Raw genomic sequence first — 25,208 nt, 5'->3', positions numbered from 1 at the left:
GGTCGTGGGGCAAGCCCCAAATACAACGCCTCTCCAAAAGAATCAGTTAGCTGCGCCTCTCGCCGTCTTGTTTTTATTGTGCGTGAGTCGATTCGTCTTATTTTTATTGTCTTGTGCATTGCTTGTTATTGTTCTTGTACTAAACATATAGCAGGTGCCGTGCCAACTTTTGCGAAACCCAATAAAACAAGGGGTTAGGTCGATATAACCGTTTTCGAGGGGCGAAAAAAAGCCGGGGTTACGTTACCGATAACCCCGGCTTTTGTTACGTGACAAGACTGAGGTAACAGTTTTTTCACGTCTTCAAGCGTTACCCGCACACTCGACAGGTAACGTTCAGCTTTCGCTGGCGACCCCGGTCTTGCGCCGTGGAATGCCCAGACGCTGACGGCGTTCCCACAGGCATTTGCGGCTGACGCCCAGTTTGCGCGCCAGTTCGGTCTCGGTCATGTGGTCCTGATGTTCGAGGACGAAGTGCTGGAAGTAGTCTTCCAGCGACAGGTCTTCGGTCGGCTCGTGGCTGCTGTTGCTGGCATTGCCGGCGGTTTGCGGCGGCAGACCGATGAACTCGTCATCTTCCAGATCGCTCAGCTCGATGTCGATGCCCAGCAGGTCGGCGGAGATTTCCGGGCTTTCGCTCAGGATCACCGCGCGCTCGACCGCGTTTTCCAGCTCACGCACGTTACCCGGCCAGGAATAGTGCCGAATCGCCTGTTCGGCATCGGCAGCAAACTTCAGGTCGGTACGGTTGATGCGTGCGCTCTGACGAGCAAGGAAGGCATTGGCGATCTCGTTGACGTCGGCGCCGCGCTCGCGCAGGGCCGGCAATTTCAGCGCAATCACGTGCAGACGGTAATAAAGGTCTTCACGGAACTGGCCGATTTTCGCCAGGCTCTTCAGATCCCGGTGAGTCGCCGCGATCAGGCGTACATCAACCTTCTGCGACTGCACCGAACCGACGCGGCGAATTTCGCCTTCCTGCAATACGCGCAGCAGACGGGCCTGGGCCTCCAGCGGCAGTTCGCCGATTTCATCGAGGAACAGCGTGCCACCGTCCGCCGCTTCGACCAGACCGGCACGTCCGGCGCTAGCGCCGGTGAACGCACCTTTCTCGTGACCGAACAGTTCGGACTCGATCAGGCTTTCCGGAATGGCCGCGCAGTTCACCGAGATCATCGGTGCCTTGGCGCGCTTCGACAGGTTGTGCAGGGCGCGGGCCACCAGTTCTTTACCGGTGCCGGACTCACCCTGAATCAATACATTGGAATCGGTTGGCGCGACCTTGCGGATCTTGCTGTACAGATCCTGCATCGGCGGGCAGGAGCCGATGATGCCGATTTCGCCGTTACTGTTGTCAACGGCGGATTTGCCGCTGCCATTGGTCGGTTTACTGGCAACCACTTCGCCGGCAGCCGGTGCCGATTGGCGATCACGCAGGATCCGCGCGACGGCCTGAAGCATTTCGTCATGGTCGAAAGGCTTGGCGATGTAGTCCACCGCGCCCATCTTCATCGAGTCGACCGCCGAACGCAGGCTGGCGTAGCTGGTCATGATCAGCACCGGCGTCCCTTGGCCGAGCTTGATCAGCTCGGTGCCCGGGGCGCCCGGCAAGCGCAGATCGCTGACGATCAGATCGAACGTAGGAATGGTGAAGCGTTCTTGTGCTTCCTGCACTGAACCGGCTTCGCTGACCTGGTACTGATTGCGTTCCAGCAGGCGGCGCAAGGCGGAGCGGATAATTGTTTCGTCTTCGACGATCAAAATGTGCGGCATTGATTCGATACTCTCGACGGTCTCAGTTCACAGCGGACGTCGCTTCGACATGACGCGGTAAGGTCACCCGGATACGGGTGCCGCGTTGGCTTTGTACATCAGCCGGGCTGTCGATGGTGATTTGTCCATAATGCTCTTCAACGATGGAATAGACCAGTGCAAGGCCCAGACCGGTGCCTTCGCCAGGATCCTTGGTGGTGAAGAAAGGTTCGAACAATCTATCCATGATGTTCTTCGGAATACCGCTGCCTTCGTCCTCGACGATCAGATCGACCGTGTGTTCGCCGGCTTCGCTCTTGACCCGTACCGCACTGTGCGGCGGCGAGGCGTCGCGGGCGTTGGAGAGCAGATTGATCAAAACCTGGGCGAGTCGCTGCGGGTCGCCTTCGACCCAGTGATCCGGGTCGCACAGGTTGTAGAACTGCACTTCGAAATTGCGCCGGTTCAAGGCCAGCAGACCGATGGCGTCCTGCGCCACTTCCGCCAGACAAACGGGCTCGTCGCTGTGCTGATGGCTGCCGGCATGGGCAAAACTCATCAGTGACTGAACGATGCGTGACACGCGTTTGGTCTGTTCAAGAATCTGTCCGCTGATCTCGGTCAACTCGCCGTCGTCTTCGCGTTCTTCGCGCAGGTTCTGCGCCAGACAGGCGATGCCGGTGATCGGGTTGCCGATTTCGTGGGCGACGCCGGCCGCGAGACGACCGATGCTGGCCAGCCGCTCGGAATGCACCAGTTTGTCTTCGAGCATCTGCGTTTCGGTCAAATCTTCCACCAGCAGTACCAGACCGCTGTTGCCCGGCGCCAACGGTTCATCAATCGCTGCTTTGTGCAGGTTCAGCCAGCGAGTCTGTCCGTCGAGGGCCAGGTGCTGTTTGTGCAAGTGTTCGTCAGGCAGATTGATGAAACCTTGCAGCAATTCTTTCCACGGATTGCCGATGGTGCTCAGGCGCGAGCCGACCACCCGTTGCGCAGCGATCCCGGTCAGCTCTTCCATAGCCTTGTTCCACATCAGGATCTCTTGATCCTTGGCCAGCGAGCAGACGCCCATCGGCAATTCCTGCAAGGTCTGGCGGTGGTAGCGGCGCAGGGCATCGAGTTCGGCGGCCAGACCTGTCAGGCGCGAGTGGTAATCCTCGAGGCGGCTTTCGATGAAGTGAATGTCTTCGGTGACGTAGTTTTCACCGCCGGCCTTGTACGGCAGGAAGGTTTCGACCATGTCCTGCGCCACACTCGGGCCCATCAGGCCGGAAAGGTTGGCTTCGATACGGTCGCGCAGACGGCGCAGGGCATAGGGGCGACGTTCGTCGAACGGCAGATACAGATCGCGCAGCGCCTGCTCGACTTCTTTCTGCGCAGCCTTGGCGCCCAGCGGTTTGGCCAACTGCGTGGCGAATTCCTGCGGCGAGGCGGCGTGCAGTTCCCGGCGTTGCGGGCGACGGACGTTATCCACTGCGCAGGCTTCGGCTGCTGACGCCTCTTCCGGGCTGGCGTTGGTGAATAGCGAGATCAGCGTGAACATCAAGACGTTGGCCGCCAGCGACGCGATGGCCGCCATGTGCCAGCTGGTGTCATCCAGCACGTAAATCATGTTCAGCAGCGGGATGTAGAAACCCTGCAGATTGCCGACCAGCGGCAACAGCATGGTGATCACCCAGACCAGAATCCCCGCCAGCAGACCGGCAATGAAGCCGCGACGGTTGGCGGTCGGCCAGTACAGCACTGACAACACGCCCGGCAAGAATTGCAACGTGGCGACGAAGGCCACGATGCCGAGGTTGGCCAGGTCCTGCCCGGCGCCGAGCATCAGGTAGAAGCAGAAGCCGGCCATGATGATCGCGACGATCAGTGCGCGGCGGGTCCACTTCAGCCAGCGGTAGATGTTGCCTTCGGCGGGCGGCTGATAAAGCGGCAGCACCAAGTGGTTGAGCGCCATGCCCGACAGCGCCAGGGTGGTGACGATGATCAGCCCGCTGGCCGCTGACAGCCCACCGACGTAGGCGAGTAATGCCAGCGGTTTGCTGTTGGCGGCTATGCCGATGCCGAGAGTGAAGTATTCCGGGTCGGTGGTAGCGCCAAGCTTGAGGCCGGCCCAAAGGATCAGCGGCACCGCCAGACTCATCAACAGCAGGAACAACGGCAAGCCCCAGCTCGCGCTGACCAGTGAGCGCGGGTTGAGATTCTCGGTGAACGTCATGTGATACATGTGCGGCATCACGATCGCCGAGGCGAAGAACACCAGCAGCAACGTGCGCCAAGGGCCTTCCTGCAATGGCGTGTGCAGCGCGGCGAGAGCGGTCTGGTTTTGCAACAGCCACAGCTCAAGCTGTTGCGGGCCATCGAATACGCCGTATAGCGCGTAGAGGCCAACGCCGCCGAGGGCGATCAGCTTGATCACCGATTCGAAGGCAATCGCGAACACCAGCCCTTCGTGCTTCTCGCGGGTGGCGATATGCCGGGAGCCGAAGAAAATCGTGAACAGAATGATCAGCGCACAAAACGCCAGTGCCACGCGGCTCTGAATCGGCTCGCCGGTGAGAATGCCAATGGAGTCGGCCACCGCCTGAATCTGCAACGCCAGCAGCGGCAGTACGCCGATCAGCATGAATATCGTCGTCAGTGCGCCGGCCCAGGTGCTGCGAAAACGGAAGGCAAACAGATCCGCCAGCGACGACAGTTGATAAGTGCGGGTGATTTTCAGGATCGGATAGAGCAACACCGGCGCCAGCAGAAACGCGCCGGACACCCCGAGATAGCTGGAGAGAAAACCGTAGCCGTACTGATAGGCCAGGCCGACCGTGCCGTAGAACGCCCACGCACTGGCGTAAACCCCCAGCGACAAGGTGTAGGTCAGTGGGTGGCGAATGATCGCCCGCGGGATCATGCCCCGTTCGCTGATCCAGGCGACCCCGAACAGCACCGCCAGGTACGCAGCGCTGATCAGGATCATCTGGGTCAGGCTAAAGCTCATCGGCATCTTTTTGGCTCTGCAGGATGAAGGTCACGACAATCAGGATCAGCCAGAGCAGATAAGGGCGATACCAGGCGCCCGTAGCGTCGATCCACCAATCCATGATGGCGGGAGAAAACAGATAGATCCCCACGACCAAAAGCAGGACCAAGCGATAGATGTACATCCCGGCCTCTCTTTTTTATGCGCGTGCCCGAAAACGTGCGGCGATGGTAACGGATGGCGGCGCGACTGCAAGTGTCGTCATGACAGTTGCGCTTCGGGCAGGGTCAGTGTGCGCGGGATCTTTGCTGCATCCCAGTGGGCGCTGCCCCAGGTGAGCAATTCTTGCGGCGTGGCATGGACCAGCTCCGGGCCAGGGTTTTGCCCCAATGCGCGCAGGGCTCGCAGCAATAACGGTGTGGCTTGATCCGCTTCGAGCGGCGGCGAACGGTAGGATTTGCCGAGCTTGTTGCCGTCCGGTTGAGTGATCAGCGGCAGGTGCAGATAGCGTGGCTGACGCAGGCCCAGCAGTTCTTGCAGGTAGAGCTGGCGCGGCGTCGAGTCGAGCAGATCGGCACCACGGACGATATCGGTGATGCCTTGCCAGGCATCGTCGAGGACCACGGCCAATTGATAGGCGTAGAGGCCGTCGCGGCGACGGATGACGAAATCGCCGACATCGCGGCCCAGATGCTGACGGTATTCGCCCTGCACGCGGTCGATGAAGTGGTATTCCAGCTCCGGCACGCGCAGGCGGATGGCGGCGTCTTGCTGGTCATGCCCGGCATTGCGGCACAGTCCCGGATAAATGCCGTGATAAGGCTCCAGTTGCTTGCGCGAACAAGTGCAGGCGTAAGCGAGACCGTGATTGAACAGGCTGTTGAGCACTTCGGCGTAGGCGTCGTGCCGATCGCTCTGGCGCACCATCTCGCCATCCCATTCAAAGCCGTAGCTTTCCAGCGCCGTGAGAATCGCCGCTTGTGCGCCGGGCTCTTCACGCGGCGGATCGAGATCCTCCATGCGCACCAGCCAGCGACCGCCGACCGAACGCGCATCGAGGTAAGAGGCGAGGGCAGCGACCAGCGAGCCGAAGTGCAAGTGGCCACTGGGCGTGGGGGCGAAACGGCCGATGTAGGCGGGAGAGGTTTTGGCAGTCATGGGAGCGATAGTACTTTTTCAGGGCTTGTGCGCACTACCTTGTGGGAGGGGGCTTGCTCCCGAATGCGGTTAATCAGTCAACAACTGTGTTTATGACACACCGGATTCGGGAGCAAGCCCCCTCCCACAAAGGCAGAGAAGACAGAGTAGGCAGGTAAAAGGCAGAAACAAAAACGGAGCGTTCGCACGCTCCGTTTTTCGTTCAGGTCGAGATTACTTGCCGACCTGCTTTTCCTTGATTTCCGCCAGGGTCTTGCAGTCGATGCACAGATCCGCAGTCGGACGGGCTTCGAGGCGCTTGACGCCGATCTCGATGCCGCAGGACTCGCACCAGCCGTATTCTTCGTCCTGAATCAGCTCCAGCGTCTTGTCGATCTTCTTGATCAACTTGCGCTCGCGGTCGCGGGCGCGCAGCTCGAGGGCGAATTCTTCTTCCTGACTGGCACGGTCGGCCGGGTCAGGAAAGTTGGCCGCTTCGTCTTTCATGTGATCAACAGTACGGTCGACTTCCTGCATCAAGTCCTGTTTCCACTTGTTCAGGATCTTGGTGAAGTGCGCGCGCATGGGGGCGCCCATGTACTCTTCGCCGGCCTTCGGAACGTAAGGTTCGAAGCCGCTGATCGTCGCTTGCTGCTGTTGCTTTGCTTGGGTGGGCATGAAATGGACCGCCTCTACTCTTGTAATCCATTGCGCAGGATTGCTCCATCACCGACACCTGCCGGCCCTGCGGCTGCAAGCGGGCGAACTTACCAGATCAATTCGGCCTGCGCTACTCCCGGATGTCGAGCCCCCGGCGGGTGGCGCTTGCAAATGTTTGGCAAGCCGTGTCTGGCGGTGTGGGAGACCTGTTCAATCACTGATTTTAGTCAATCCTGGAGCGTACGCTCATATCGTTACAGTCCAGCGTTCTTGAGGCTGTGACCGCGGTGGGTTCTCGCTCGTTCCGGGAGATGAGTAGAATCGTCTCTTTTTCCCCGTCGAAGGAAATCCAATGGCTCAGCCCTACAGTGCGCGCAGTCGTGCGATCGAACCGTTCCATGTGATGGCGCTGCTGGCGCGGGCCAATGAATTGCAGGCTGAAGGGCATGACGTTATCCATCTGGAAATTGGCGAACCGGACTTCACCACGGCCGAGCCGATCATCCGCGCAGGGCAAGCGGCGCTGACGGCGGGCAAGACGCGTTATACCGCCGCGCGCGGCATTCCTGAGCTGCGCGAGGCGATTTCCGGTTTTTATCAGTCGCGTTACGGGCTGAACATTGATCCGCGGCGAATTCTGATCACGCCCGGCGGTTCCGGCGCCTTGTTGCTGGCCAGCGCGTTGCTGGTCGATCCCGGCAAGCACTGGCTGCTTGCCGATCCAGGGTATCCGTGTAACCGGCACTTTCTGCGTCTGGTCGAAGGTGCGGCGCAACTCGTGCCGGTAGGCCCGGATGTGCGCTACCAACTGACGCCCGACCTGGTTGCGCGGCATTGGGATCACGACAGCGTCGGTGCATTGGTGGCCTCGCCGGCCAACCCGACGGGGACGATCCTGACCCGCGATGAGCTGGCCGGGTTATCCACAGCCATCAAGGCGCGACACGGGCATCTGGTCGTCGACGAGATCTACCACGGCCTGACTTATGGCACCGATGCGGCGAGCGTGCTGGAAGTCGATGACAGCGCCTTCGTCCTCAACAGTTTCTCCAAGTACTTCGGCATGACCGGCTGGCGCCTGGGCTGGCTGGTCGCACCGGATGCGGCGGTCAGCGAGTTGGAGAAACTGGCGCAAAACCTCTACATCAGCGCGCCGAGCATGGCGCAGTACGCGGCACTGGCCTGTTTCGAGCCGGCCACCATTGCCATTCTCGAAGAGCGCCGGGCTGAATTTGGTCGGCGTCGGGACTTCCTCCTGCCCGCGTTGCGCGAATTGGGTTTCAACATCGCCGTCGAGCCGGAAGGTGCTTTTTACTTGTATGCCGATATCAGCAAGTTCGGCGGCGATGCCTTCGCGCTCTGCCGCCATTTCCTTGAAACCGAGCATGTGGCGTTTACCCCGGGACTGGATTTCGGCCGCTATCAGGCCAGCCACCATGTGCGTTTTGCCTACACACAAAACCTCCCTCGCTTACAGGAAGCGGTGGAACGGATCGCCCGTGGCTTGAAGAGCTGGCAAGGCTGATGCGCTTTTATCCTCCTCTGGAAGAGGCGCGGCTGATCCGTCGTTACAAGCGCTTTCTCGCCGATGTCGAAACGGTTGGTGGCGAATTGTTGACCATTCACTGTCCGAACACAGGCTCGATGCTTAATTGTCAGGTCGAAGGCGGGCAGGTCTGGTTCAGTCGTTCCAATGACCCTAAACGCAAGTTACCTGGCACTTGGGAGATTGGCGAAACCCCGCAGGGGCGGTTGTTTTGTGTGAACACCGGACGCGCCAACGGGCTGGTCGAAGAAGCCTTGCAGGCCGGCGTCATCAGCGAGCTGAACGGGTTTACCGCGTTGAAGCGCGAAGTGGCGTACGGGCAGGAAAAGAGCCGCATCGATTTTCGTCTCGAATACCCGAGCGGCCCCGCTTATGTAGAAGTGAAAAGCGTCACCCTGGGCTTTGATGGCACCAATGTGGCGGCGTTTCCCGATGCCGTCACGCAACGCGGCGCCAAGCATTTGCGCGAGCTGGCGCATCTGGCGCGGGACGGGATTCGTGCGGTGCAGTTGTATTGCGTAAATCTCACCGGGATTGAGGCGGTGCGTCCTGCGGTGGAGATCGATTCGGCCTACGCCGATGCGTTACGCGAAGCGGTCGCCGATGGGGTCGAGGTCTTGGCTTATGGGGTGCGGCTGAATCATCAAGAGATGGTCATCGACCGGCGACTCGACGTGCTGCTCAACGGTTAAACATCGATCCACAGGCCCTGCGCATCCTCACGACAAGGAATAGCCGTCAGCGATTGCCCGGCGCAGGGCCCGGCAACACATTCGCCGTCCTCGATCAGAAACAGTGCGCCATGGGTCGCGCACTGGATCAGGCTGTTGCTCGGGTCGAGAAACTGGTCGGGATGCCATTCCAGTCCCACCCCCCGGTGCGGGCAGCGATTCAGGTAGACATACGCCTGGCCATTACGGCGCACCGCGAACAGCTTTTTGCCGGCGATATCGAAACCGCGGCTGCCGGCCTCGGCCAGCTCGACACCCGCGCAGAGAAACTTCATGGCTATCCTCTAATGTCCGCTCGTGTCCGGATATGTCCGAGCTTGACGATTAAATGCAAACAATTATCAAATGGCGGCCATCGCCCAAAGGCGTCTGCCAGATGCCGAGGATACTTGGCCTGTCATCCTGATGCCCGGGAAAACCTTGTTCAAGGAAGCTGTTATGCGCCTGAGTACCCGCGTTGCTGTGCTGTGTGCCGGACTTTTCGTCAGTCTTCAGGCCGCATCGGCTGAATTGCCGCAACGTTGGGTCAGTGCCGGTGGTGCGCTGTCGGAGTGGGTCAGTGCGTTGGGCGGCGAGTCGAAACTGGTGGGCGTCGACACCACCAGCCAGCATCCCGAATCGTTGAAGTCGCTGCCGAGCATCGGTTATCAGCGCAGTCTTTCTGCCGAGGGCATTCTCAGTCTGCGCCCGGATATTATCATCGGCACCGAAGAAATGGGTCCGCCACCGGTGCTGTCGCAGGTGAGGGCAGCCAAGGTGCAGGTGGAATTGTTCTCGGCTCAGCCGGATCTGCCGACACTGCAAAAGAATGTCACTCATCTGGGCCAATTGCTCGGTGCCGAGTCTCAGGCTGCGCAGTTGCTGCAACGTTATCAACAGCAACTCGATGCGCAGAAAGCGCGGGTTGCACAAGCACAGTCCAAGCAGAAGGCGCCGGGAGTGCTGTTGTTGCTCGGCCATGCCGGCGGAAAACCGTTGATCGCCGGCAAGGACACCGCCGCCGACTGGCTGCTGCAACAGGCGGGCGGGCATAACCTCGCGACACAAACGGGCTACAAGCCATTCTCCGTGGAGTCCCTCGCCAGCCTTGATCCTGAAGTGCTGGTGTTCGCCGACCGGGCGTTGACAGGTGCTGCGGCGAAAGCCGCGTTGTTCAAGGAAAACCCGATCCTCAATTCCAGTCGCGCGGCCAAGGCCGGGCGTGTGCTTGAGCTCGATCCGACGTTGCTGGTTGGCGGGCTCGGGCCGCGATTGCCGGCGGCGTTGAAAACCCTGTCTGACGGTTTTTACCCGGCCAAGAGCGGCCAATGACCACACTGGTAAAGCCCCGTGGCCTGTTCGCCGGCCTGACGCTCCTGTGTTTATTGGCGATCTGGCTGTCGCTCGCGCTGGGGCCGGTCAGCCTGCCGTTTTTCGATACCCTGCGCGCGGCGTTGCGTCTGGTCGGCGTGCCGCTGGCGCCGGACGGCCTGGAGCAGGCTGAGCTGATTCTCGGGCAGATTCGTTTGCCGCGAACCCTGCTCGGGCTGGCGGTTGGCGGAGTGTTGGCGTTGTCGGGTGTGGCGATGCAGGGGCTTTTCCGTAATCCGCTGGCGGACCCGGGGCTGGTCGGGGTGTCCAGTGGCGCCGCGTTGGGTGCGGCGATCGCGATTGTCGGCGGCTCGTTTTTCGGTGGCTTGCCGGAGTGGTTCGGGCCTTATCTGCTGTCGGTGTGTGCATTTCTGGGCGGGCTCGGGGTGACCGCGCTGGTGTATCGGCTCGGTCGGCGCAACGGGCAAACCAATGTCGCGACCATGTTGCTGGCTGGGATTGCGTTGACGGCGCTGGCCAGTTCGGCAGTCGGCCTGTTCACCTATCTGGCGGATGACGCAACGTTGCGCACGCTGACGTTCTGGAACCTCGGCAGCCTCAATGGCGCCAGTTATGCGCGGCTGTGGCCCTTGCTGATCATCAGTGCAGGCGTTGCGCTGTGGTTGCCGCGTCGGGCGAAAGCCCTGAATGCCTTGCTGTTGGGTGAGTCCGAGGCCGGGCATCTGGGCATTGATGTCGAACGGCTCAAGCGCGAACTGGTGTTCTGTACGGCGCTGGGCGTCGGCGCGGCGGTGGCGGCGGCGGGGATGATCGGTTTTGTCGGGCTGGTGGTGCCGCATCTGGTGCGCTTGCTCGCGGGGCCTGATCATCGTGTGTTACTGCCGGCCTCGGTGCTGGCCGGGGCGAGTCTGTTGTTGCTGGCCGACCTGGTGGCGCGGCTGGCGCTGGCCCCGGCGGAGTTGCCGATCGGTATTGTCACGGCGTTTATCGGCGCGCCGTTCTTCCTTTATCTGCTGCTGCGAGGGCGTGCCTGATGTTGCGTGCGCACAATCTGCACATCCTGCGTGGCCGCAAGGCCGTGCTCAGCGGCGTCACCCTGCAACTCGAACCGGGCGAAGTGCTCGGTGTGCTGGGGCCCAACGGCGCCGGTAAGAGCACCTTGCTCGGTGCCTTGTGTGGTGAGTTGGCGGCGAGTGAGGGTGAAGTCTTGCTCAATGGTGAAACATTGGCGCACTGGACGGGCACACAGCGCGCTCAGCGATTGGCTGTGTTACCGCAGGTGTCGACACTGGATTTTGCCTTTCGTGTTGAAGAAGTGGTCGGCATGGGGCGCTTGCCTTATCAGAGTGGTCGAGTACGCGATGACGAGATTGTTGCCGCAGCACTGACAGCGGCAGATGCTGGGCATTTGAGCGGACGCAGTTATCTGGCGTTGTCGGGTGGCGAGCGTCAGCGCGTGCATCTGGCGCGGGTGTTGGCGCAACTCTGGCCGGGGCAGGTCGGGCAAACGCTGCTGCTGGATGAGCCGACGTCGATGCTTGATCCGCTGCATCAACACACCACATTACAGGCGGTGCGCGAGTTTGCCGACCGTGGGGCGGCAGTGATGGTGATCCTGCATGATCTGAATCTGGCGGCGCGTTATTGTGATCGCGTGTTGCTGCTTGAGGGCGGACAACCGGTCGCACTGGATACGCCGCAGCAAGTGCTGCGACCGGATACCCTTAAAGACGTGTTTGGTCTCGAAGTGCTGGTGCAGCCGCACCCGGAGCGTGGGCATCCGCTGATCATCGCCCGCTGAATGTTTCGTCGAGGTGAGTGCATGCGTGGGATGTGGCTGTTGGCGATGTTGTGGCTTGCGGGATGTCAGCATGTAGCAGCGCCGCCGCCAATCGGTGGCGAGATTCGCGATCTGCACAGTGGCGAGGTGCTGACGGCGCAGCAATTACTCAAACGCCTGGCCAAGCCTGAGCGAGTAATCATCGGCGAGCAGCATGACAACGCCGATCACCACGCCGCCGAGTTGTGGCTGCTGCAGTCGCTCGGCGAGCAGCGTTCTCAGGGAAGTCTGCTATTGGAAATGCTCACGCCGGATCAACAGCCGAAGGTGGATGCGGTGCGGCAACCCGCGCAGTTGCCCAACGATCTTCCTGGCGCGCTGGCCTGGCAGGACGGTTGGGACTGGAATCTTTATGGGCCAATTGTCCGCTTCGCTCTCACACAACCTTACCCGTTGCTGGCGGCCAATCTGGATAACCCTGAAATCCGCGCGTTCTATCGCCATCCGCCAGTCTTGAACGGTCAGCGCAGCAATGCTGAAGACGTGAAGACGACTCTGCTGGGGCAGATCAGCGAGTCTCACTGTGGCTTGCTGCCTGAGTCGCAGATGCCAGCGATGCTGGCGGTTCAGCAACAACGTGACCGACGCATGGCCGAGCGTCTATTGGCAGCGCCGATCACTTCCTTGTTGCTGGCCGGTGCGTGGCATGCGCGCAAGGATGTCGGGGTGCCGGTGCATGTTGTGGACTTGGGCGCGCAGGCGCTCACGGTGCTGATGCTGGCGGAGCAGGGCGCCGAAATTACCGCGAAGATGGCCGATTACGTCTGGTACACAGCGGCGACGCCCAAGCGCGATTACTGTGAAGAGATGCGCAAACAGTTCGGCAAATGACTTTTCCACAGGCAAAAAAAGACCCGGTAAAAACCGGGTCAAATAACCGTGATTAGCCTGATGAGGAGATAATCTGAGAGTCCGAACCAAGGGCTTTTCAGAATATCGACTGATCTCGCGACCAGTTGTGATAATCATAGCGATTCTCATTACCAAGTCAACCGCTGTTTCTGCATTTATTTTATCTGGTCTCTGGAATGGCCTGATTGCCCTGTAAATGAAGGGCTCGGCGTTGCGCTCAACCGAATGATCTGACGGTTGAGTTGGTCGATACGCCGGGCCATGCTCTCGATCAGGCTGTGGGCGATCTTCGGATTGCTGCGGGTCATGCTCAAAAACTGATCAGCGGGAATCAACATCACCGTACTGCGTTCGCGGGCAATCACGGTCGCGTTACGCGGTTCTCCAGTGAACACAGCCATGGCACCAAAAATTTCGTCCTTTGGCACTTCGCCAACCTTCTGCCCGTCGACAAAAGCTTCGGCATGCCCGTCGATGATCACAAATACATGATCGGCGGCGGCGCCCTGGTGAATCAGGATTTCACCGGCCTCGACCCGTTTGAAACCGTTGGTGCTGCGAAACTCCCGCGGTTTCAGCTCGGCCACCGCGTGGGCGAGCAAAGCCATTTGCCCCAGCATGTATTGGAGAAATTGTTCCGCCCGGTTGGCGTCGGCAAACAAATGCTGCAACACATCACTGCGCCGATAGGGCGTCACACGCAACGGCCCGTCACTGCACAGGCGCGAATCGCCCCAGTCATCACCGCGCAGAAGGCCGATGAAGTCACCCTCCTGCCAATAAAACAGTGCGCGTGCGCCGATGTATCCGGTGATCACACCTTCAGTCAGCAAAAACAACTGATCGCCGGACAACTGCGTCATCAAGTCCTCAGTCGCCTCCAACTCAAGCGCCGGCCCGCACGGTTCGAGGCCTTCCAGCCACTGTGCAGGCAAACTCTGCAAGCGGTTGATCAATGCGTCGGCAAGCGCCGATTGTTCCCCAAGCAGGTACATGACGGTCAGCGCCCGTTCAATTCTTGTGACGCGAGGAAATGGCTTCGAGTTGCTTGTTCAAGGCGTCCTTGCGTTCGGCCGGGATGTCGTTCCAATGCACATCCATCAGCGCGCCCTCGATCGCATACAGCAACACCTTCGATGCACGAAACCCGCGGGTACGCACGGCCCGGTAGGCATCGACAGCGCCCAGGCGCCGCAAGTCCGAAGCGCTGTGGATGCCCACGGCATGCAGCCATTGCGCCGACGTCTTGCCAAGATTCTTCAGGTGTTGCAGTTCATCATTCATCAAGCCTCCTTGCGACGGCCGAATGGTGCGTGGGCGAGCTTCTCAGGAGTGTAGCCATCAGTAGGAAAAGCGTGGTTGTTTGGTCGTATTCAACTCAAACGCTTCTAAGAAAGTGCGCCGCAGAGGCGCCGAAGACCTGCGAACGCAGAAAGGCGGGAAGAAATACATATCAATGTAGGTGCGAGCCTGCTCGCGATGGCGGACAGACAGGCAACACATTAGTTGAATGTTGAGCCGCCATCGCGAGCAGGCTCACTCCTACAGGGGCAGGCGCTGGATGGTTATCTCAGCGGGTGCGATAACGCAGGCGCGTACCGAAATTCATCGACATCAGTATCTCGTCAGCACTCAGCTCCGGCGGGAAGTACGCACCGGAAATCTGCGCGTGAGCCAGACTTGCGCCCTCCAGCGATGCGTTACGGAAGTCGATGCCACGCAAATCGGCAGAACGGAAATATGCGTCCCTGAAATCCACGCCATCGGCGTTCAGTTCGCGCAGATCGAGGCCACGGAAGTCGCCGCCGACCATGTCGATTGGTCCGTCTTGCGGGCGCTCTTTATTGAAACCTGTGATGTCATCTTTGTGCAGCAAGGCATACAGCGGGGTGTCGAGAAGTTTCGGCTGGCTCATGTCATATCACCGTTGGTTTTATGACGCCAGTATAGTGCCACTATTTGACGGCCGTGAAGCAAGCGAGGGCTTCACGGCCGAAATAGTTTCTTACAGGCCTGGAAGGCGCTGACGGATCTGCGCGACTACGGTGTCCAGCGTGCCGGATTCATTGGTCTGCACGCGTTTGCTGCGCAGAATCTCTTCCGGCGTCAGTGCTTCGCGGTTGGCCTGCTGGGCTTCGATCACGGCCAGTGTGGCGTCGGACGGATCCTTTTGGTCAGCCTGACGAATCGCCAGCCAGCTCTCGATCACCGCTTGCGGCGCGTTGCAGTCGAGGATCAGGAAAGGTGTGCCGGTGGCTTCGGCGATTTCTGCGGCGCTGTCGCGTTGCTCACGCTTGAGGTAAGTCGCATCGATGACCACCGGGAAACCGGCGTGCAGGATGACTTCAGCGATCTCATGCAGGCGCGCGTAGGTCTTGGCGCTGGCGTCGGCGCTATAAATGCCCGCCTGCACATCATTGGCCACGGTTTGCTCGCCGAACAGGCGCTTGCGCTCAACATCGGAACGCAGACGGATCGCGCCCAGCGCTTCGACCAGACGCATGGCCACGTGGCTTTTGCCAACAGCGGAAACACCGTGGGTGATAGCCATGAAACGCGAAGGAATGGTGCTGTAGCTTTCCGCCAGGTTGGCGTAGTTGCGGTACTGGCGCAGGGTAGTGGCGCGCTGCACCGGGGTCGCGTCCGCCGGCATGCTGAACAGCGCAACCTTGGCGCGAACCAGTGCGCGATAGGCTTTATAGAAGTTCAGCACTTCCAGGCCCTGATAGTCGCCGGTCAGCTCCAGGTATTGGCTGATGAAGCGGCGCGCCAACGATTTCAGGCCACGGTCTTCCAGGTCCATCGCGAGGAAACCGGTGTCGGCCCAGACGTCGGTGAAGCGGAACGGTTCGTTGAATTCGATGCAGTCGAAGATCACCACTTTGCCGTCGATGACGGTGGCGTTGCCCAAGTGGATATCACCGTGGCATTCACGGGTGAAACCCTCGGTTTTACGCTGGGCGAACAGCGGCTTGAGGCGTTCGAAGCTGCTTTCGGCCCAGGCTTTGAGTGCTTCGAGTTGCAGCAGATCGTTCTTGTCGCTGAGGAACGGCAGGATCTGCTCGAAGTTTTGCGACACCGGCGCCATCACGCTGGCCGGGGTGCCGGCGTCGTGTTCGGCCGGGACTTTGGGGGCGGTGAGATGGAATTTGGCGATCTGTTCGGCCATTTCATCGATGTGTCGGGTGGTCAGCTCGCCATTGGCCTGCAGGGTGCTGAGCAAACCGGTCTGCGGGAACTGGCGCATTTTCAGTACGTATTCGATGGCCAGACCGTCGCCGCCCAGTTGCGGGGCTTCGATGCTGCCGGTGACCGGCAACACTTCCAGATACAAATCGTCGGTCAGACGCTGGTTCAGGCGCAGCTCTTCAGCGCAGAAATGTGCGCGCGATTCGAGGTTAGTGAAGTCGAGGAAGCCGAAATTCACGGGCTTCTTCACTTTATAAGCGAAGGGACCGGTGAGGATCACCCACGAGATATGGGTTTCGATGACCTGGAACCCTTCGACGGGGTGCGGGTAAAGGGCCGGGTTTTGCAGGGCAGCGATCAGTGATTGGCTCACGGGCGATCCTTCAGAGACTGGGGGAAATTCGAGGTCGCCATTATGGCCGCTCGCCAGCCCGACGCAAACCTCGGAGCGCTCCTGTTGAGGATGAATAAAGTGCGTATAATCCGCCGCCATGACTCGAACTCGATCCCCCCGTACCAAGAAAAAACCACCATCCAAGGGCCTGCGCCCATGGCTGAGCTGGGCCATTAAACTCAGTCTGGTCGGCCTTGTGGTGCTGGCCGGCTTCGCCGTTTACCTCGATGCCGTGGTGCAGGAGAAGTTCTCCGGCAAGCGCTGGACCATCCCGGCCAAGGTGTACGCGCGCCCGCTCGAGCTGTTCGTCGGACAAAAGCTCAGCAAGGACGATTTCCTCACCGAACTCGATGCCCTCGGCTATCGCCGTGAAGCCGTCAGCAACGGCCCGGGCGCCGCAGCGGTTTCCGGCAACACCGTCGATTTGAATACCCGTGGCTTCCAGTTCTATGAAGGACTGGAAAAAGCGCAGCCGGTGCGCGTGCGTTTCTCGGGTGATTACGTCGCCGAGCTGTCGGCGACCAATGGCTCCAAGCTGTCGGTGGTGCGACTGGAACCGCTGATGATCGGCGGGATTTATCCGAAGAATCTCGAAGACCGCATTCTGATCAAGCTCGATCAGGTGCCGCCGTACCTGCTGGAAACCCTGGTCGCCGTCGAAGACCGCGATTTCTACAGCCACTGGGGCGTGTCACCGAAATCGATTGCACGTGCGATCTGGGTCAACACCTCCGGCGGCAAGATGACTCAGGGCGGCAGTACGCTGACGCAGCAGTTGGTGAAAAACTTCTACCTGACTGGCGAACGCAGCCTCAGCCGCAAGCTCACCGAAGCCATGATGGCGATGCTGCTGGAAGTGCATTACGACAAGAAGGAAATCCTTGAGGCCTACCTCAATGAGGTCTTTGTCGGTCAGGACGGCCAGCGTGCGGTGCACGGCTTCGGTCTGGCCAGCCAGTTCTTCTTCGGTCAGCCATTGTCCGAGCTGAAACTGCATCAGGTTGCGTTGCTGGTCGGTATGGTCAAGGGCCCGTCCTACTACAACCCGCGTCGCAACCCGGAGCGTGCGCTTGAGCGCCGCAATCTGGTACTCGACGTACTTGAGCAGCAAGGTGTGGCAACGGCCGAGCAGGTTGAAGCGGCGAAGAAAATGCCGCTGGGTGTGACCACTCGCGGCAAACTCGCCGACAGCTCCTTCCCGGGCTTTATCGATCTGGTCAAACGTCAATTGCGCGAAGATTATCGCGACGAAGACTTGACCGAAGAAGGCCTGCGGATCTTCACCAGTTTCGACCCGATCCTGCAGATGAAGGCCGAGGCGTCGGTCAACGACACCTTTAAACGTCTGGCCGGGCGCAAAGGCTCCGATGACGTTGAAGCGGCGATGGTCGTAACCAATCCGGAAACCGGCGAAGTCCAGGCGATGATCGGCAGCCGACAGGCGAGTTATGCCGGCTTCAACCGGGCGCTGGATGCGGTGCGGCCGATCGGCTCGTTGATCAAGCCAGCGGTGTATCTGACCGCGCTGGAGAAACCGAGCAATTACACGCTGACCAGTTGGCTGTCAGATGATCCGCTGTCAGTCAAAGGCGCGGACGGTCAGGTGTGGAAGCCGCAGAACTATGATCGCCGTTCCCACGGCACCGTATTCCTCTATCAAGGTTTGGCCCATTCCTACAACCTTTCGACCTCGCGCCTCGGGCTCGAAGTCGGTGTGCCAAATGTGCTGAAGACTTTGGCGCGTCTGGGCGTGACACGCGAATTCCCGGCTTATCCATCGATGTTGCTGGGTGCCGGCGGCATGACCCCGATCGAAGTGGCGACCATGTATCAGACCCTGGCCAACGGTGGTTTCAATACGCCGATGCGCGGGATTCGCAGCGTACTGACCGCCGAAGGTGAGCCGCTCAAGCGTTATCCGTTCCAGATTCAACAGCGTTTCGATCCGGCTTCCATCTACCTGATCCAGAACGCCATGCAGCGGGTCATGCGTGAAGGTACCGGCAGTTCGGTTTATAACGTGCTGCCGAAAACCCTCAACCTGGCCGGCAAGACCGGGACCAGTAACGACTCGCGTGACAGCTGGTTCGCCGGGTTCAGTCAGGATCTGCTGGCCGTGGTGTGGCTGGGGCGTGACGACAACGGCAAAACGCCATTCACCGGTGCCACCGGTGCGTTGCAGGTCTGGACCAGTTTCATGCGCAAGGCCGATCCGCTGCCGCTGGACATGCCGCAGCCAGACAATGTCGTACAGGCGTGGGTCGATTCGCGTACCGGGCAAGGCTCCGATGCCAACTGCCCGGGGGCGGTGCAGATGCCGTATATTCGCGGCAGCGAACCGCCACCCGGCGCCGCATGTGCAGGTGAAACACCTGCCAGCGGCGAATCGGTGATGGATTGGGTCAAGGGCTGGATGAATTAAGCAAAGAGGATTTCAAGTGAACAAGTGGTTGATTCCAGCGGTGACCGCCGTGGCTTTGCTCAGCGGCTGCTCTACCGTACAGCGTGGTTCGATCCCGGTGGTCGATTCGGGTACGGCGGTGTCCAACAGCGAACGCATTTCGGCCAATGGTGGCTTCCGTCAAACGACGGTCAAGCGTCCTGCGCAGGCTCAGACTCAAGCCATTCCGCAAGGTGATACCGGCGTGGTGGTGATGGTGCCGGGGGGCGGCGCGACGACATCGGCACCGATCAGTGCTTCGCCGATCGTGCCGGGTCCGGCGTCGGGCGGTATCACGCCGGGGCCTTACAATCCTTCGCCGGTCGAGTCGGCGCCGATCAACTCCGGCAGCTACAGCATGCCTTCGACACCGAGTGGTATTCCTTCCGCTAGCAGTGGCGGCGGTCTGTCGGCGGACGAGCAGCTGGACGGCCCGGTGCTTGCCTTGCTGACCACCGCTCAACAGCAACAGGCCGGTGGCGACCTCAATGGTGCGTCTTCCAGTCTGGAGCGTGCGCAGCGTGTCGCGCCGCGTGAGCCGCAAGTGCTTTATCGTCTGGCGCAGGTGCGCATGGCTCAAGGCGATGCGCCGCAAGCCGAGCAATTCGCTCGCCGTGCGCTGACCATGGCCAACGGCCGTCCGGACTTGCAGGCCAATCTGTGGGAGATCATCGCTCAGTCCCGTGAGAAACAAGGTGACTCCGCTGGCGCAGCCCAGGCCCGTCAGAAGGCCAAGGTCTCGCTGTGATGGATGCCCGTTTCCCGAAAATCGCCGATCAGTTGCTGCTGATCGAGCGTGAACTGCGCACACAGGGATGGTGGGATGAAGTTCAGCCATCGGTCGAAGCCTTGAGCAGTGTCGAGCCGTTTTCGGTCGACACCCTCGATTTCGAGCAGTGGCTGCAATGGATTTTCCTGCCGCGGATGAAGATGATCCTCGAGCAGGATCTGCCGTTGCCGAATGCCTCGGGCATTCAGGAGATGGCCGAAATGGTCTTCGCCCAGCGCAACGTGCAGGGCAAGGATCGACAGCTGCAGGTGCTGCTCAAAGAGTTCGACCTGCTGATCACCGCCTCGCGCTAACCCGGAAGCTGCCAGTCATCACTGGCAGTTTTCTGCTATCTGCTTCTGCGCTTCTACGATGCGCTCCTGACGCTGTGCATCATCCAACCTGCGCAATTGCCCCTCCACTTCCTCCCTCAAACGCGGATTGTTCTGCAACTGCGCAAGATTGGTGCGTGCCTGCTCGCAAAACTGCTTGAGCTGCGCCTGTTGGTCTGCGACCTGCTTCTTCACTTTGTCATCGATTGCCTTCTGATCACCGAGCGCGCCGCTACCCGGCATCGCCGCAGGTTTCGGCACAGGCGAGGAGGGTGTCTGCACGGTGGTGGAAGGCTGACCCCGTGGCGGCTGCGCATCGAAGTGCGTGACACCTTGGGTGTCGACCCATTTGTAGATTTGAGCGGCCATGCACCACGGGCTGAGGCCGATCAGCAGAGTGAGGAGGAGCGTTCGCATGCTGATTCCTTGGCAAAATTGCGCAATTGACACTAACAGAGTAGCGGTTTTCAGGTTTTTTCTTGCGTTCTCATGTGCTTACCCACAATTAAGCACATAGACGGCTTGACTTGGAGAGGGCGAAACAGAAGAATCCAAAGTCCGCTGTAGAGGGACTGCCAGAAGCAGACCCACTCGGTAGATCATGAGGCGCACATCCGCGCCGACCTGTTACACCCGCAACGCGTTACCTCGCGCTGGGTGGGAAAGGCCCGCAACACTTGGGACGATCCCAATACTTGCTCAGTCAGTGCTGACGTAGTCGGCGACCACCGTCGCTCATGCTCTGCCGAGAAGTAAACCTATTAAGACCCGCCCCTTTTTTGTGGACGGTATTCTGGCGTTTTAGAGGTGAACAACGTGGAGCTTTTATCTGGCGGTGAGATGCTCGTCCGCTTCTTGCGTGACGAAGGCGTCAAATATATCTACGGGTACCCGGGTGGTGCTCTCCTGCATGTTTACGATGCCCTGTTCAAAGAACCGGAAGTGACTCACATCCTGGTTCGTCACGAACAAGCGGCGACCCATATGGCTGACGGCTACGCCCGTGCCACCGGTAAAGCCGGCGTGGTATTGGTGACTTCCGGTCCAGGCGCCACAAACGCCATCACCGGTATCGCCACCGCCTATATGGACTCGATTCCAATGGTGATCATTTCCGGTCAGGTGCCAAGCACCATGGTCGGTACCGACGCGTTCCAGGAAACCGACATGATCGGTATCTCCCGGCCGATCGTGAAGCACAGCTTCATGATCAAGCACGCTTCGGAAATCCCGGAAGTCATGAAGAAGGCCTTCTACCTGGCGCAATCCGGTCGTCCGGGCCCGGTCGTGGTCGATATTCCGAAAGACATGACCAACCCGGCCGAGAAGTTCGAATACGTCTTCCCGAAAAAAGCCAAGCTGCGTTCCTACAGCCCGGCCGTTCGCGGTCACTCCGGGCAAATCCGCAAGGCAGCAGAAATGCTTCTGGCGGCCAAGCGCCCAGTGCTGTACTCCGGCGGCGGCGTAATCCTCGGCAACGGTTCCGCACCGCTGACCGAGCTGGCAAAAATGCTCAACCTGCCCGTGACCAACACGTTGATGGGCCTGGGTGGTTTCCCGGGTACTGATCGTCAGTTCATCGGCATGCTCGGCATGCACGGCAGCTACACCGCCAACCTGGCGATGCACCACGCTGACGTGATCCTGGCTGTCGGCGCGCGTTTCGACGATCGCGTAATCAACGGCGCATCGAAGTTCTGCCCGAACGCCAAGATCATCCACATCGACATCGACCCGGCTTCGATTTCCAAGACCATCAAGGCCGACGTGCCAATCGTTGGTCCGGTCGAGAGCGTGCTGACCGAAATGGTCGCGATCCTCAAGGAAATCGGCGAGACCCCGAACAAGGAGTCCGTGGCCAGTTGGTGGAAGCAGGTGGATGAATGGCGCGGTGATCGCGGCCTGTTCCCTTACGACAAGGGCGACGGCAGCAAGATCAAGCCGCAGACCGTGATCGAAACCCTGTGCGAAGTGACCAAGGGCGATGCCTTTATCACTTCCGATGTGGGCCAGCACCAGATGTTCGCTGCGCAGTACTACACGTTCAACAAGCCGAACCGCTGGATCAACTCCGGTGGTCTGGGCACCATGGGCTTCGGTTTCCCGGCGGCCATGGGCATCAAGTTGAGCTTCCCGGATGACGACGTTGCCTGCGTCACCGGCGAAGGCAGCATCCAGATGAACATCCAGGAGCTGTCGACCTGCCTGCAATATGGCTTGCCAGTGAAAATCGTCATCCTGAACAACGGTGTTCTGGGGATGGTTCGTCAGTGGCAGGACATGAGCTACGGCAGCCGTCACTCGCACTCGTACATGGAATCGCTGCCTGACTTCGTCAAACTGGCTGAAGCTTATGGTCACGTTGGCATGCGCATCACCGACTCGAAAGACTTGAAGTCGCAGATGGCAGAGGCGTTCGCCATGAAGGATCGTCTGGTCGTGCTGGATATTTCGGTCGACACCAGCGAGCACGTCTACCCGATGCAGATCAAAGACGGCTCCATGCGCGATATGTGGCTGAGCAAGACGGAGCGTACTTAATCATGCGGCACATTATTTCCCTGCTTCTGGAAAACGAACCCGGCGCTTTGTCTCGCGTAGTCGGCCTGTTCTCGCAGCGCAACTACAACATCGAAAGCCTGACCGTGGCCCCGACCGAAGACCCGACCCTGTCGCGTCTGACGCTGACCACCGTTGGTCACGATGAAATCATCGAGCAGATCACCAAAAACCTGAACAAGCTGATCGAAGTGGTCAAGCTGGTGGACCTGTCGGAAAGTGCTCACATCGAGCGCGAACTGATGCTGGTCAAGGTCAAGGCCACTGGCGCCCAGCGCGCCGAGATCAAACGCACTACCGATATTTACCGTGGACAGATCGTCGATGTCAGTGCCAGCGTGTATACCGTTCAATTGACCGGTACCAGCGACAAGCTCGACAGCTTCATTCAGTCCATCGGCACCGCATCGATTCTGGAAACCGTCCGTAGCGGCGTGACCGGCATTGCCCGCGGCGACAAAGTACTCAGCATCTAAACCAAATTAGCGAATGGCCTGAACGGCCTGGATATAAAGGGGAAATTCATGAAAGTTTTCTACGATAAAGACTGCGACCTGTCGATCATCCAGGGCAAGAAAGTTGCCATCATCGGTTACGGTTCCCAGGGCCACGCCCAAGCGTGCAACCTGAAAGACTCCGGTGTCGACGTTACCGTTGGTCTGCGTAAAGGTTCGGCCACCGTTGCCAAAGCCGAAGCTCACGGCCTGAAAGTGACCGACGTTGCTTCTGCCGTTGCTGCTGCCGACCTGGTCATGATCCTGACCCCGGACGAGTTCCAGTCCTCGCTGTACAAGAACGAAATCGAGCCGAACATCAAGAAAGGCGCCACCCTGGCCTTCTCCCATGGCTTCGCGATCCACTACAACCAGGTTGTTCCGCGTGCCGACCTCGACGTGATCATGATCGCGCCGAAAGCCCCGGGCCACACCGTACGTTCCGAGTTCGTGAAGGGCGGCGGTATCCCTGACCTGATCGCGATCTACCAGGACGCCTCGGGCAACGCCAAAAATGTTGCACTGTCCTACGCTGCCGGCGTTGGTGGCGGTCGTACCGGCATCATCGAAACCACCTTCAAGGACGAGACTGAAACCGACCTGTTCGGCGAACAAGCCGTACTGTGCGGCGGTACCGTTGAACTGGTTAAAGCTGGTTTCGAAACCCTGGTTGAAGCTGGCTACGCGCCGGAAATGGCCTACTTCGAGTGCCTGCACGAACTGAAGCTGATCGTTGACCTCATGTACGAAGGCGGTATCGCCAACATGAACTACTCGATCTCCAACAACGCTGAATACGGCGAGTACGTGACCGGTCCGGAAGTGATCAACGCCGAATCTCGTCAGGCCATGCGCAACGCCCTGAAACGTATTCAGGACGGCGAATACGCCAAAATGTTCATCAGCGAAGGCGCAACCGGCTACCCTTCGATGACCGCCAAGCGTCGTAACAACGCCGCTCACGGTATCGAAATCATCGGCGAGCAACTGCGCTCCATGATGCCGTGGATCGGTGCCAACAAGATCGTCGACAAAGCCAAAAACTAAGTCGTCGTCCCTTGTACAAAAAACGCGGCCTCGGCCGCGTTTTTTCGTTTGCGCCGGTGGTTCTGGTATAAAGCTGCATCGTTTGTGGCCGAACCGTCGTCCCAGACACCTGTCGAATTTTTCCAAACCGTTGCAAGGTAATGTCCATGAGCGAACGTCCCGAAGAGCCGAACAAGGCTTCTGACGCCGAAAGCCTGCTGCCCATCGATGAACACATCGAAGAAGGGCACGACGCAGAAGGTCGTAAAGTCCGGCATCGTGGTATCTATCTGCTGCCGAATCTGTTCACCACTGCGAACCTGTTCGCAGGCTTCTATTCCATCATCAACTCGATGAGCGCCCAGGCTGCGTTGAGCGCCGGGGACTCGGTGAACGCGAGCAAGTATTTCGCCTTCGCCGCCATCGCGATTTTTGTCGCCATGGTGCTCGACGGTCTCGACGGTCGAGTGGCGCGCATGACCAATACGCAAAGTGCGTTCGGCGCCGAGTATGACTCGCTGTCCGATATGGTTGCCTTTGGTGTTGCGCCTGCGTTGCTGGCCTTCGGATGGGCGCTGGGCGACATGGGCAAGGTCGGCTGGATGGTCGCCTTCATCTATGTGGCGGGCGCAGCGTTGCGTCTGGCGCGCTTCAACACTCAGGTGGGCACCGCCGACAAGCGCTATTTCATCGGTCTGGCCAGTCCGGCTGCCGCCGGCGTTGTGGCGGGGATTGTCTGGGCGTTCAGTGATTACGGCATTCAGGGTTCGAAGATGTCCTTCCTGGTCGCGCTTATGGTGGCGGCGGCCGGCATGCTGATGGTCAGCAACATCAAGTACAACAGCTTCAAGGAGCTGGACCTGAAAGGGCGCGTACCTTTCGTTGCGATTCTCGCAGTCGTGTTGGTGTTCGCCGTGGTCTTCAGCGATCCGCCGCGCATTCTACTGCTGGTGTTCCTCGCCTATGCGGCTTCGGGACCGATTCAGTACCTTTTACATCTTCGTCGGCACAAAAACGTCGAGTGATGTAATTTCCCTCATACTCCGCAGTCTATGGGTGCATCAGTCCTCCAAAGCTGCGGAGTTGTCATGTTGATCAAAATCCCTAAAGCGTCTGACTGCCACGAGTCGGATGTCACGCCTGAATCCATTTATCTGTCTCGCCGCCAATTGCTTGGGGCCACGGCTGCCGGTATCGCCGTC

At 59.6% G+C, this 25,208-nt stretch carries 25 protein-coding genes (1 of these 25 only partly in view); 14 read left to right on the top strand and 11 right to left on the bottom strand.

The window, feature by feature from the left end; genetic code table 11:
• Nucleotides 1-336 precede the first annotated feature (336 nt).
• From ACVVH8_RS25330 to dksA, 5 genes are all read right to left on the bottom strand, one after another.
• The gene (locus ACVVH8_RS25330; RefSeq protein ID WP_103306552.1) at nt 337-1,773 is read right to left on the bottom strand and encodes a sigma-54-dependent transcriptional regulator; all 1,437 of its coding nucleotides are present in this window, start codon (nt 1,771-1,773) and stop codon (nt 337-339) included.
• Nucleotides 1,774-1,795: 22 nt separating this feature from the next.
• Nucleotides 1,796-4,750, bottom strand: coding sequence for a sensor histidine kinase (locus ACVVH8_RS25325; RefSeq protein WP_177431457.1), 2,955 nt, complete (start codon nt 4,748-4,750; stop codon nt 1,796-1,798).
• On the bottom strand, nt 4,734-4,910 hold the full coding sequence (locus tag ACVVH8_RS25320) for a hypothetical protein (protein ID WP_003176118.1): 177 nt from the start codon (nt 4,908-4,910) through the stop codon (nt 4,734-4,736). Before ACVVH8_RS25320 ends, ACVVH8_RS25325 begins: the two co-directional genes overlap by 17 nt.
• Nucleotides 4,911-4,987: 77 nt before the next feature.
• A complete protein-coding gene (gene gluQRS / locus ACVVH8_RS25315) occupies nt 4,988-5,884 on the bottom strand; it encodes a tRNA glutamyl-Q(34) synthetase GluQRS (RefSeq protein ID WP_475226952.1) in 897 nt (298 codons plus the stop codon).
• 213 nt (nt 5,885-6,097) lie between these two features.
• Entirely contained in the window at nt 6,098-6,541 is a 444-nt protein-coding gene (dksA, locus tag ACVVH8_RS25310) for an RNA polymerase-binding protein DksA (protein ID WP_003228250.1), read from the bottom strand.
• Between the two features lie 334 nt (nt 6,542-6,875).
• Here dksA and ACVVH8_RS25305 point away from each other — a divergent pair, with 334 nt between their 5' ends.
• Both ACVVH8_RS25305 and sfsA read left to right on the top strand, forming a co-directional pair.
• On the top strand, nt 6,876-8,048 hold the full coding sequence (locus tag ACVVH8_RS25305; RefSeq protein ID WP_475226949.1) for a pyridoxal phosphate-dependent aminotransferase: 1,173 nt from the start codon (nt 6,876-6,878) through the stop codon (nt 8,046-8,048).
• Complete coding sequence (gene sfsA / locus ACVVH8_RS25300) at nt 8,048-8,761, top strand: DNA/RNA nuclease SfsA (RefSeq protein WP_213026607.1); 714 nt, start codon at nt 8,048-8,050, stop codon at nt 8,759-8,761. Before ACVVH8_RS25305 ends, sfsA begins: the two co-directional genes overlap by 1 nt.
• Here sfsA and ACVVH8_RS25295 read toward each other — a convergent pair.
• Nucleotides 8,758-9,075, bottom strand: coding sequence for a Rieske (2Fe-2S) protein (locus ACVVH8_RS25295; protein WP_103306557.1), 318 nt, complete (start codon nt 9,073-9,075; stop codon nt 8,758-8,760). The two genes, sfsA and ACVVH8_RS25295, sit on opposite strands and share 4 nt — an antisense overlap.
• A gap of 163 nt (nt 9,076-9,238) precedes the next feature.
• Between ACVVH8_RS25295 and ACVVH8_RS25290 the strand changes: the two genes are divergently transcribed.
• The 4 genes from ACVVH8_RS25290 to ACVVH8_RS25275 are packed head-to-tail and all read left to right on the top strand — an operon-like array spanning nt 9,239 to nt 12,782.
• Nucleotides 9,239-10,111: a heme/hemin ABC transporter substrate-binding protein gene (locus ACVVH8_RS25290; RefSeq protein WP_475226946.1), complete on the top strand. Its 873-nt coding sequence runs from the start codon at nt 9,239-9,241 to the stop codon at nt 10,109-10,111.
• Complete coding sequence (locus ACVVH8_RS25285; RefSeq protein ID WP_475226942.1) at nt 10,108-11,145, top strand: FecCD family ABC transporter permease; 1,038 nt, start codon at nt 10,108-10,110, stop codon at nt 11,143-11,145. The genes ACVVH8_RS25290 and ACVVH8_RS25285 overlap by 4 nt, the downstream gene beginning before the upstream one ends.
• 2 nt (nt 11,146-11,147) lie before the next feature.
• The gene (locus ACVVH8_RS25280) at nt 11,148-11,912 is read left to right on the top strand and encodes a heme ABC transporter ATP-binding protein (RefSeq protein ID WP_475231232.1); all 765 of its coding nucleotides are present in this window, start codon (nt 11,148-11,150) and stop codon (nt 11,910-11,912) included.
• Nucleotides 11,913-11,933: 21 nt separating this feature from the next.
• Complete coding sequence (locus ACVVH8_RS25275) at nt 11,934-12,782, top strand: ChaN family lipoprotein (protein ID WP_475226939.1); 849 nt, start codon at nt 11,934-11,936, stop codon at nt 12,780-12,782.
• Between the two features lie 176 nt (nt 12,783-12,958).
• Here ACVVH8_RS25275 and ACVVH8_RS25270 read toward each other — a convergent pair whose 3' ends face one another.
• The 4 genes from ACVVH8_RS25270 to ACVVH8_RS25255 form a co-directional block, all read right to left on the bottom strand.
• Complete coding sequence (locus ACVVH8_RS25270; RefSeq protein WP_475226937.1) at nt 12,959-13,798, bottom strand: Crp/Fnr family transcriptional regulator; 840 nt, start codon at nt 13,796-13,798, stop codon at nt 12,959-12,961.
• A 16-nt stretch (nt 13,799-13,814) separates the two neighbouring features.
• The gene (locus ACVVH8_RS25265) at nt 13,815-14,087 is read right to left on the bottom strand and encodes a TfoX/Sxy family protein (protein ID WP_003228231.1); all 273 of its coding nucleotides are present in this window, start codon (nt 14,085-14,087) and stop codon (nt 13,815-13,817) included.
• Nucleotides 14,088-14,373: 286 nt separating this feature from the next.
• Complete coding sequence (locus ACVVH8_RS25260) at nt 14,374-14,718, bottom strand: pentapeptide repeat-containing protein (RefSeq protein WP_007909940.1); 345 nt, start codon at nt 14,716-14,718, stop codon at nt 14,374-14,376.
• 90 nt (nt 14,719-14,808) lie between these two features.
• Nucleotides 14,809-16,365: a bifunctional aminoglycoside phosphotransferase/ATP-binding protein gene (locus tag ACVVH8_RS25255; protein ID WP_475226934.1), complete on the bottom strand. Its 1,557-nt coding sequence runs from the start codon at nt 16,363-16,365 to the stop codon at nt 14,809-14,811.
• 118 nt (nt 16,366-16,483) lie between these two features.
• Between ACVVH8_RS25255 and mrcB the strand changes: the two genes are divergently transcribed.
• From mrcB to ACVVH8_RS25240, 3 genes are read left to right on the top strand one after another with little or no spacing between them, the layout of a single operon-like run.
• Nucleotides 16,484-18,808: a penicillin-binding protein 1B gene (mrcB, locus tag ACVVH8_RS25250; RefSeq protein ID WP_475226931.1), complete on the top strand. Its 2,325-nt coding sequence runs from the start codon at nt 16,484-16,486 to the stop codon at nt 18,806-18,808.
• Between the two features lie 16 nt (nt 18,809-18,824).
• Nucleotides 18,825-19,574, top strand: coding sequence for a tetratricopeptide repeat protein (locus ACVVH8_RS25245; protein ID WP_103306564.1), 750 nt, complete (start codon nt 18,825-18,827; stop codon nt 19,572-19,574).
• Nucleotides 19,574-19,909, top strand: a complete 336-nt coding sequence (locus ACVVH8_RS25240; protein ID WP_103306565.1) for a YqcC family protein — start codon at nt 19,574-19,576, stop codon at nt 19,907-19,909. The genes ACVVH8_RS25245 and ACVVH8_RS25240 overlap by 1 nt, the downstream gene beginning before the upstream one ends.
• Before the next feature lie 18 nt (nt 19,910-19,927).
• On the opposite strand, the gene ACVVH8_RS25235 is transcribed toward ACVVH8_RS25240, so the two are convergent.
• On the bottom strand, nt 19,928-20,344 hold the full coding sequence (locus tag ACVVH8_RS25235) for a DUF4124 domain-containing protein (RefSeq protein WP_103306566.1): 417 nt from the start codon (nt 20,342-20,344) through the stop codon (nt 19,928-19,930).
• A gap of 399 nt (nt 20,345-20,743) precedes the next feature.
• On the opposite strand from ACVVH8_RS25235, the gene ACVVH8_RS25230 reads away from it, so the two are divergent.
• From ACVVH8_RS25230 to msrP, 5 genes are all read left to right on the top strand, one after another.
• Nucleotides 20,744-22,468, top strand: coding sequence for an acetolactate synthase 3 large subunit (locus ACVVH8_RS25230; RefSeq protein WP_315446340.1), 1,725 nt, complete (start codon nt 20,744-20,746; stop codon nt 22,466-22,468).
• Between the two features lie 2 nt (nt 22,469-22,470).
• Nucleotides 22,471-22,962, top strand: a complete 492-nt coding sequence (gene ilvN, locus ACVVH8_RS25225; protein WP_003205610.1) for an acetolactate synthase small subunit — start codon at nt 22,471-22,473, stop codon at nt 22,960-22,962.
• Between the two features lie 48 nt (nt 22,963-23,010).
• Entirely contained in the window at nt 23,011-24,027 is a 1,017-nt protein-coding gene (gene ilvC, locus ACVVH8_RS25220) for a ketol-acid reductoisomerase (protein ID WP_003228216.1), read from the top strand.
• A gap of 146 nt (nt 24,028-24,173) precedes the next feature.
• The gene (gene pssA / locus ACVVH8_RS25215; RefSeq protein WP_475226928.1) at nt 24,174-25,031 is read left to right on the top strand and encodes a CDP-diacylglycerol--serine O-phosphatidyltransferase; all 858 of its coding nucleotides are present in this window, start codon (nt 24,174-24,176) and stop codon (nt 25,029-25,031) included.
• Between the two features lie 63 nt (nt 25,032-25,094).
• A protein-coding gene (msrP, locus tag ACVVH8_RS25210) for a protein-methionine-sulfoxide reductase catalytic subunit MsrP (RefSeq protein WP_475226925.1) crosses the window boundary here: on the top strand, nt 25,095-25,208 show its beginning. 900 nt of this gene lie beyond the right edge of the window; 114 of the gene's 1,014 nt are visible here — the first part of the coding sequence; its start codon is at nt 25,095-25,097; its stop codon lies beyond the right edge, outside the window.

This window comes from Pseudomonas trutticola BRTCR10 (genome assembly GCF_056155105.1).
This window is presented reverse-complemented; position numbering and strand designations above follow the sequence as displayed.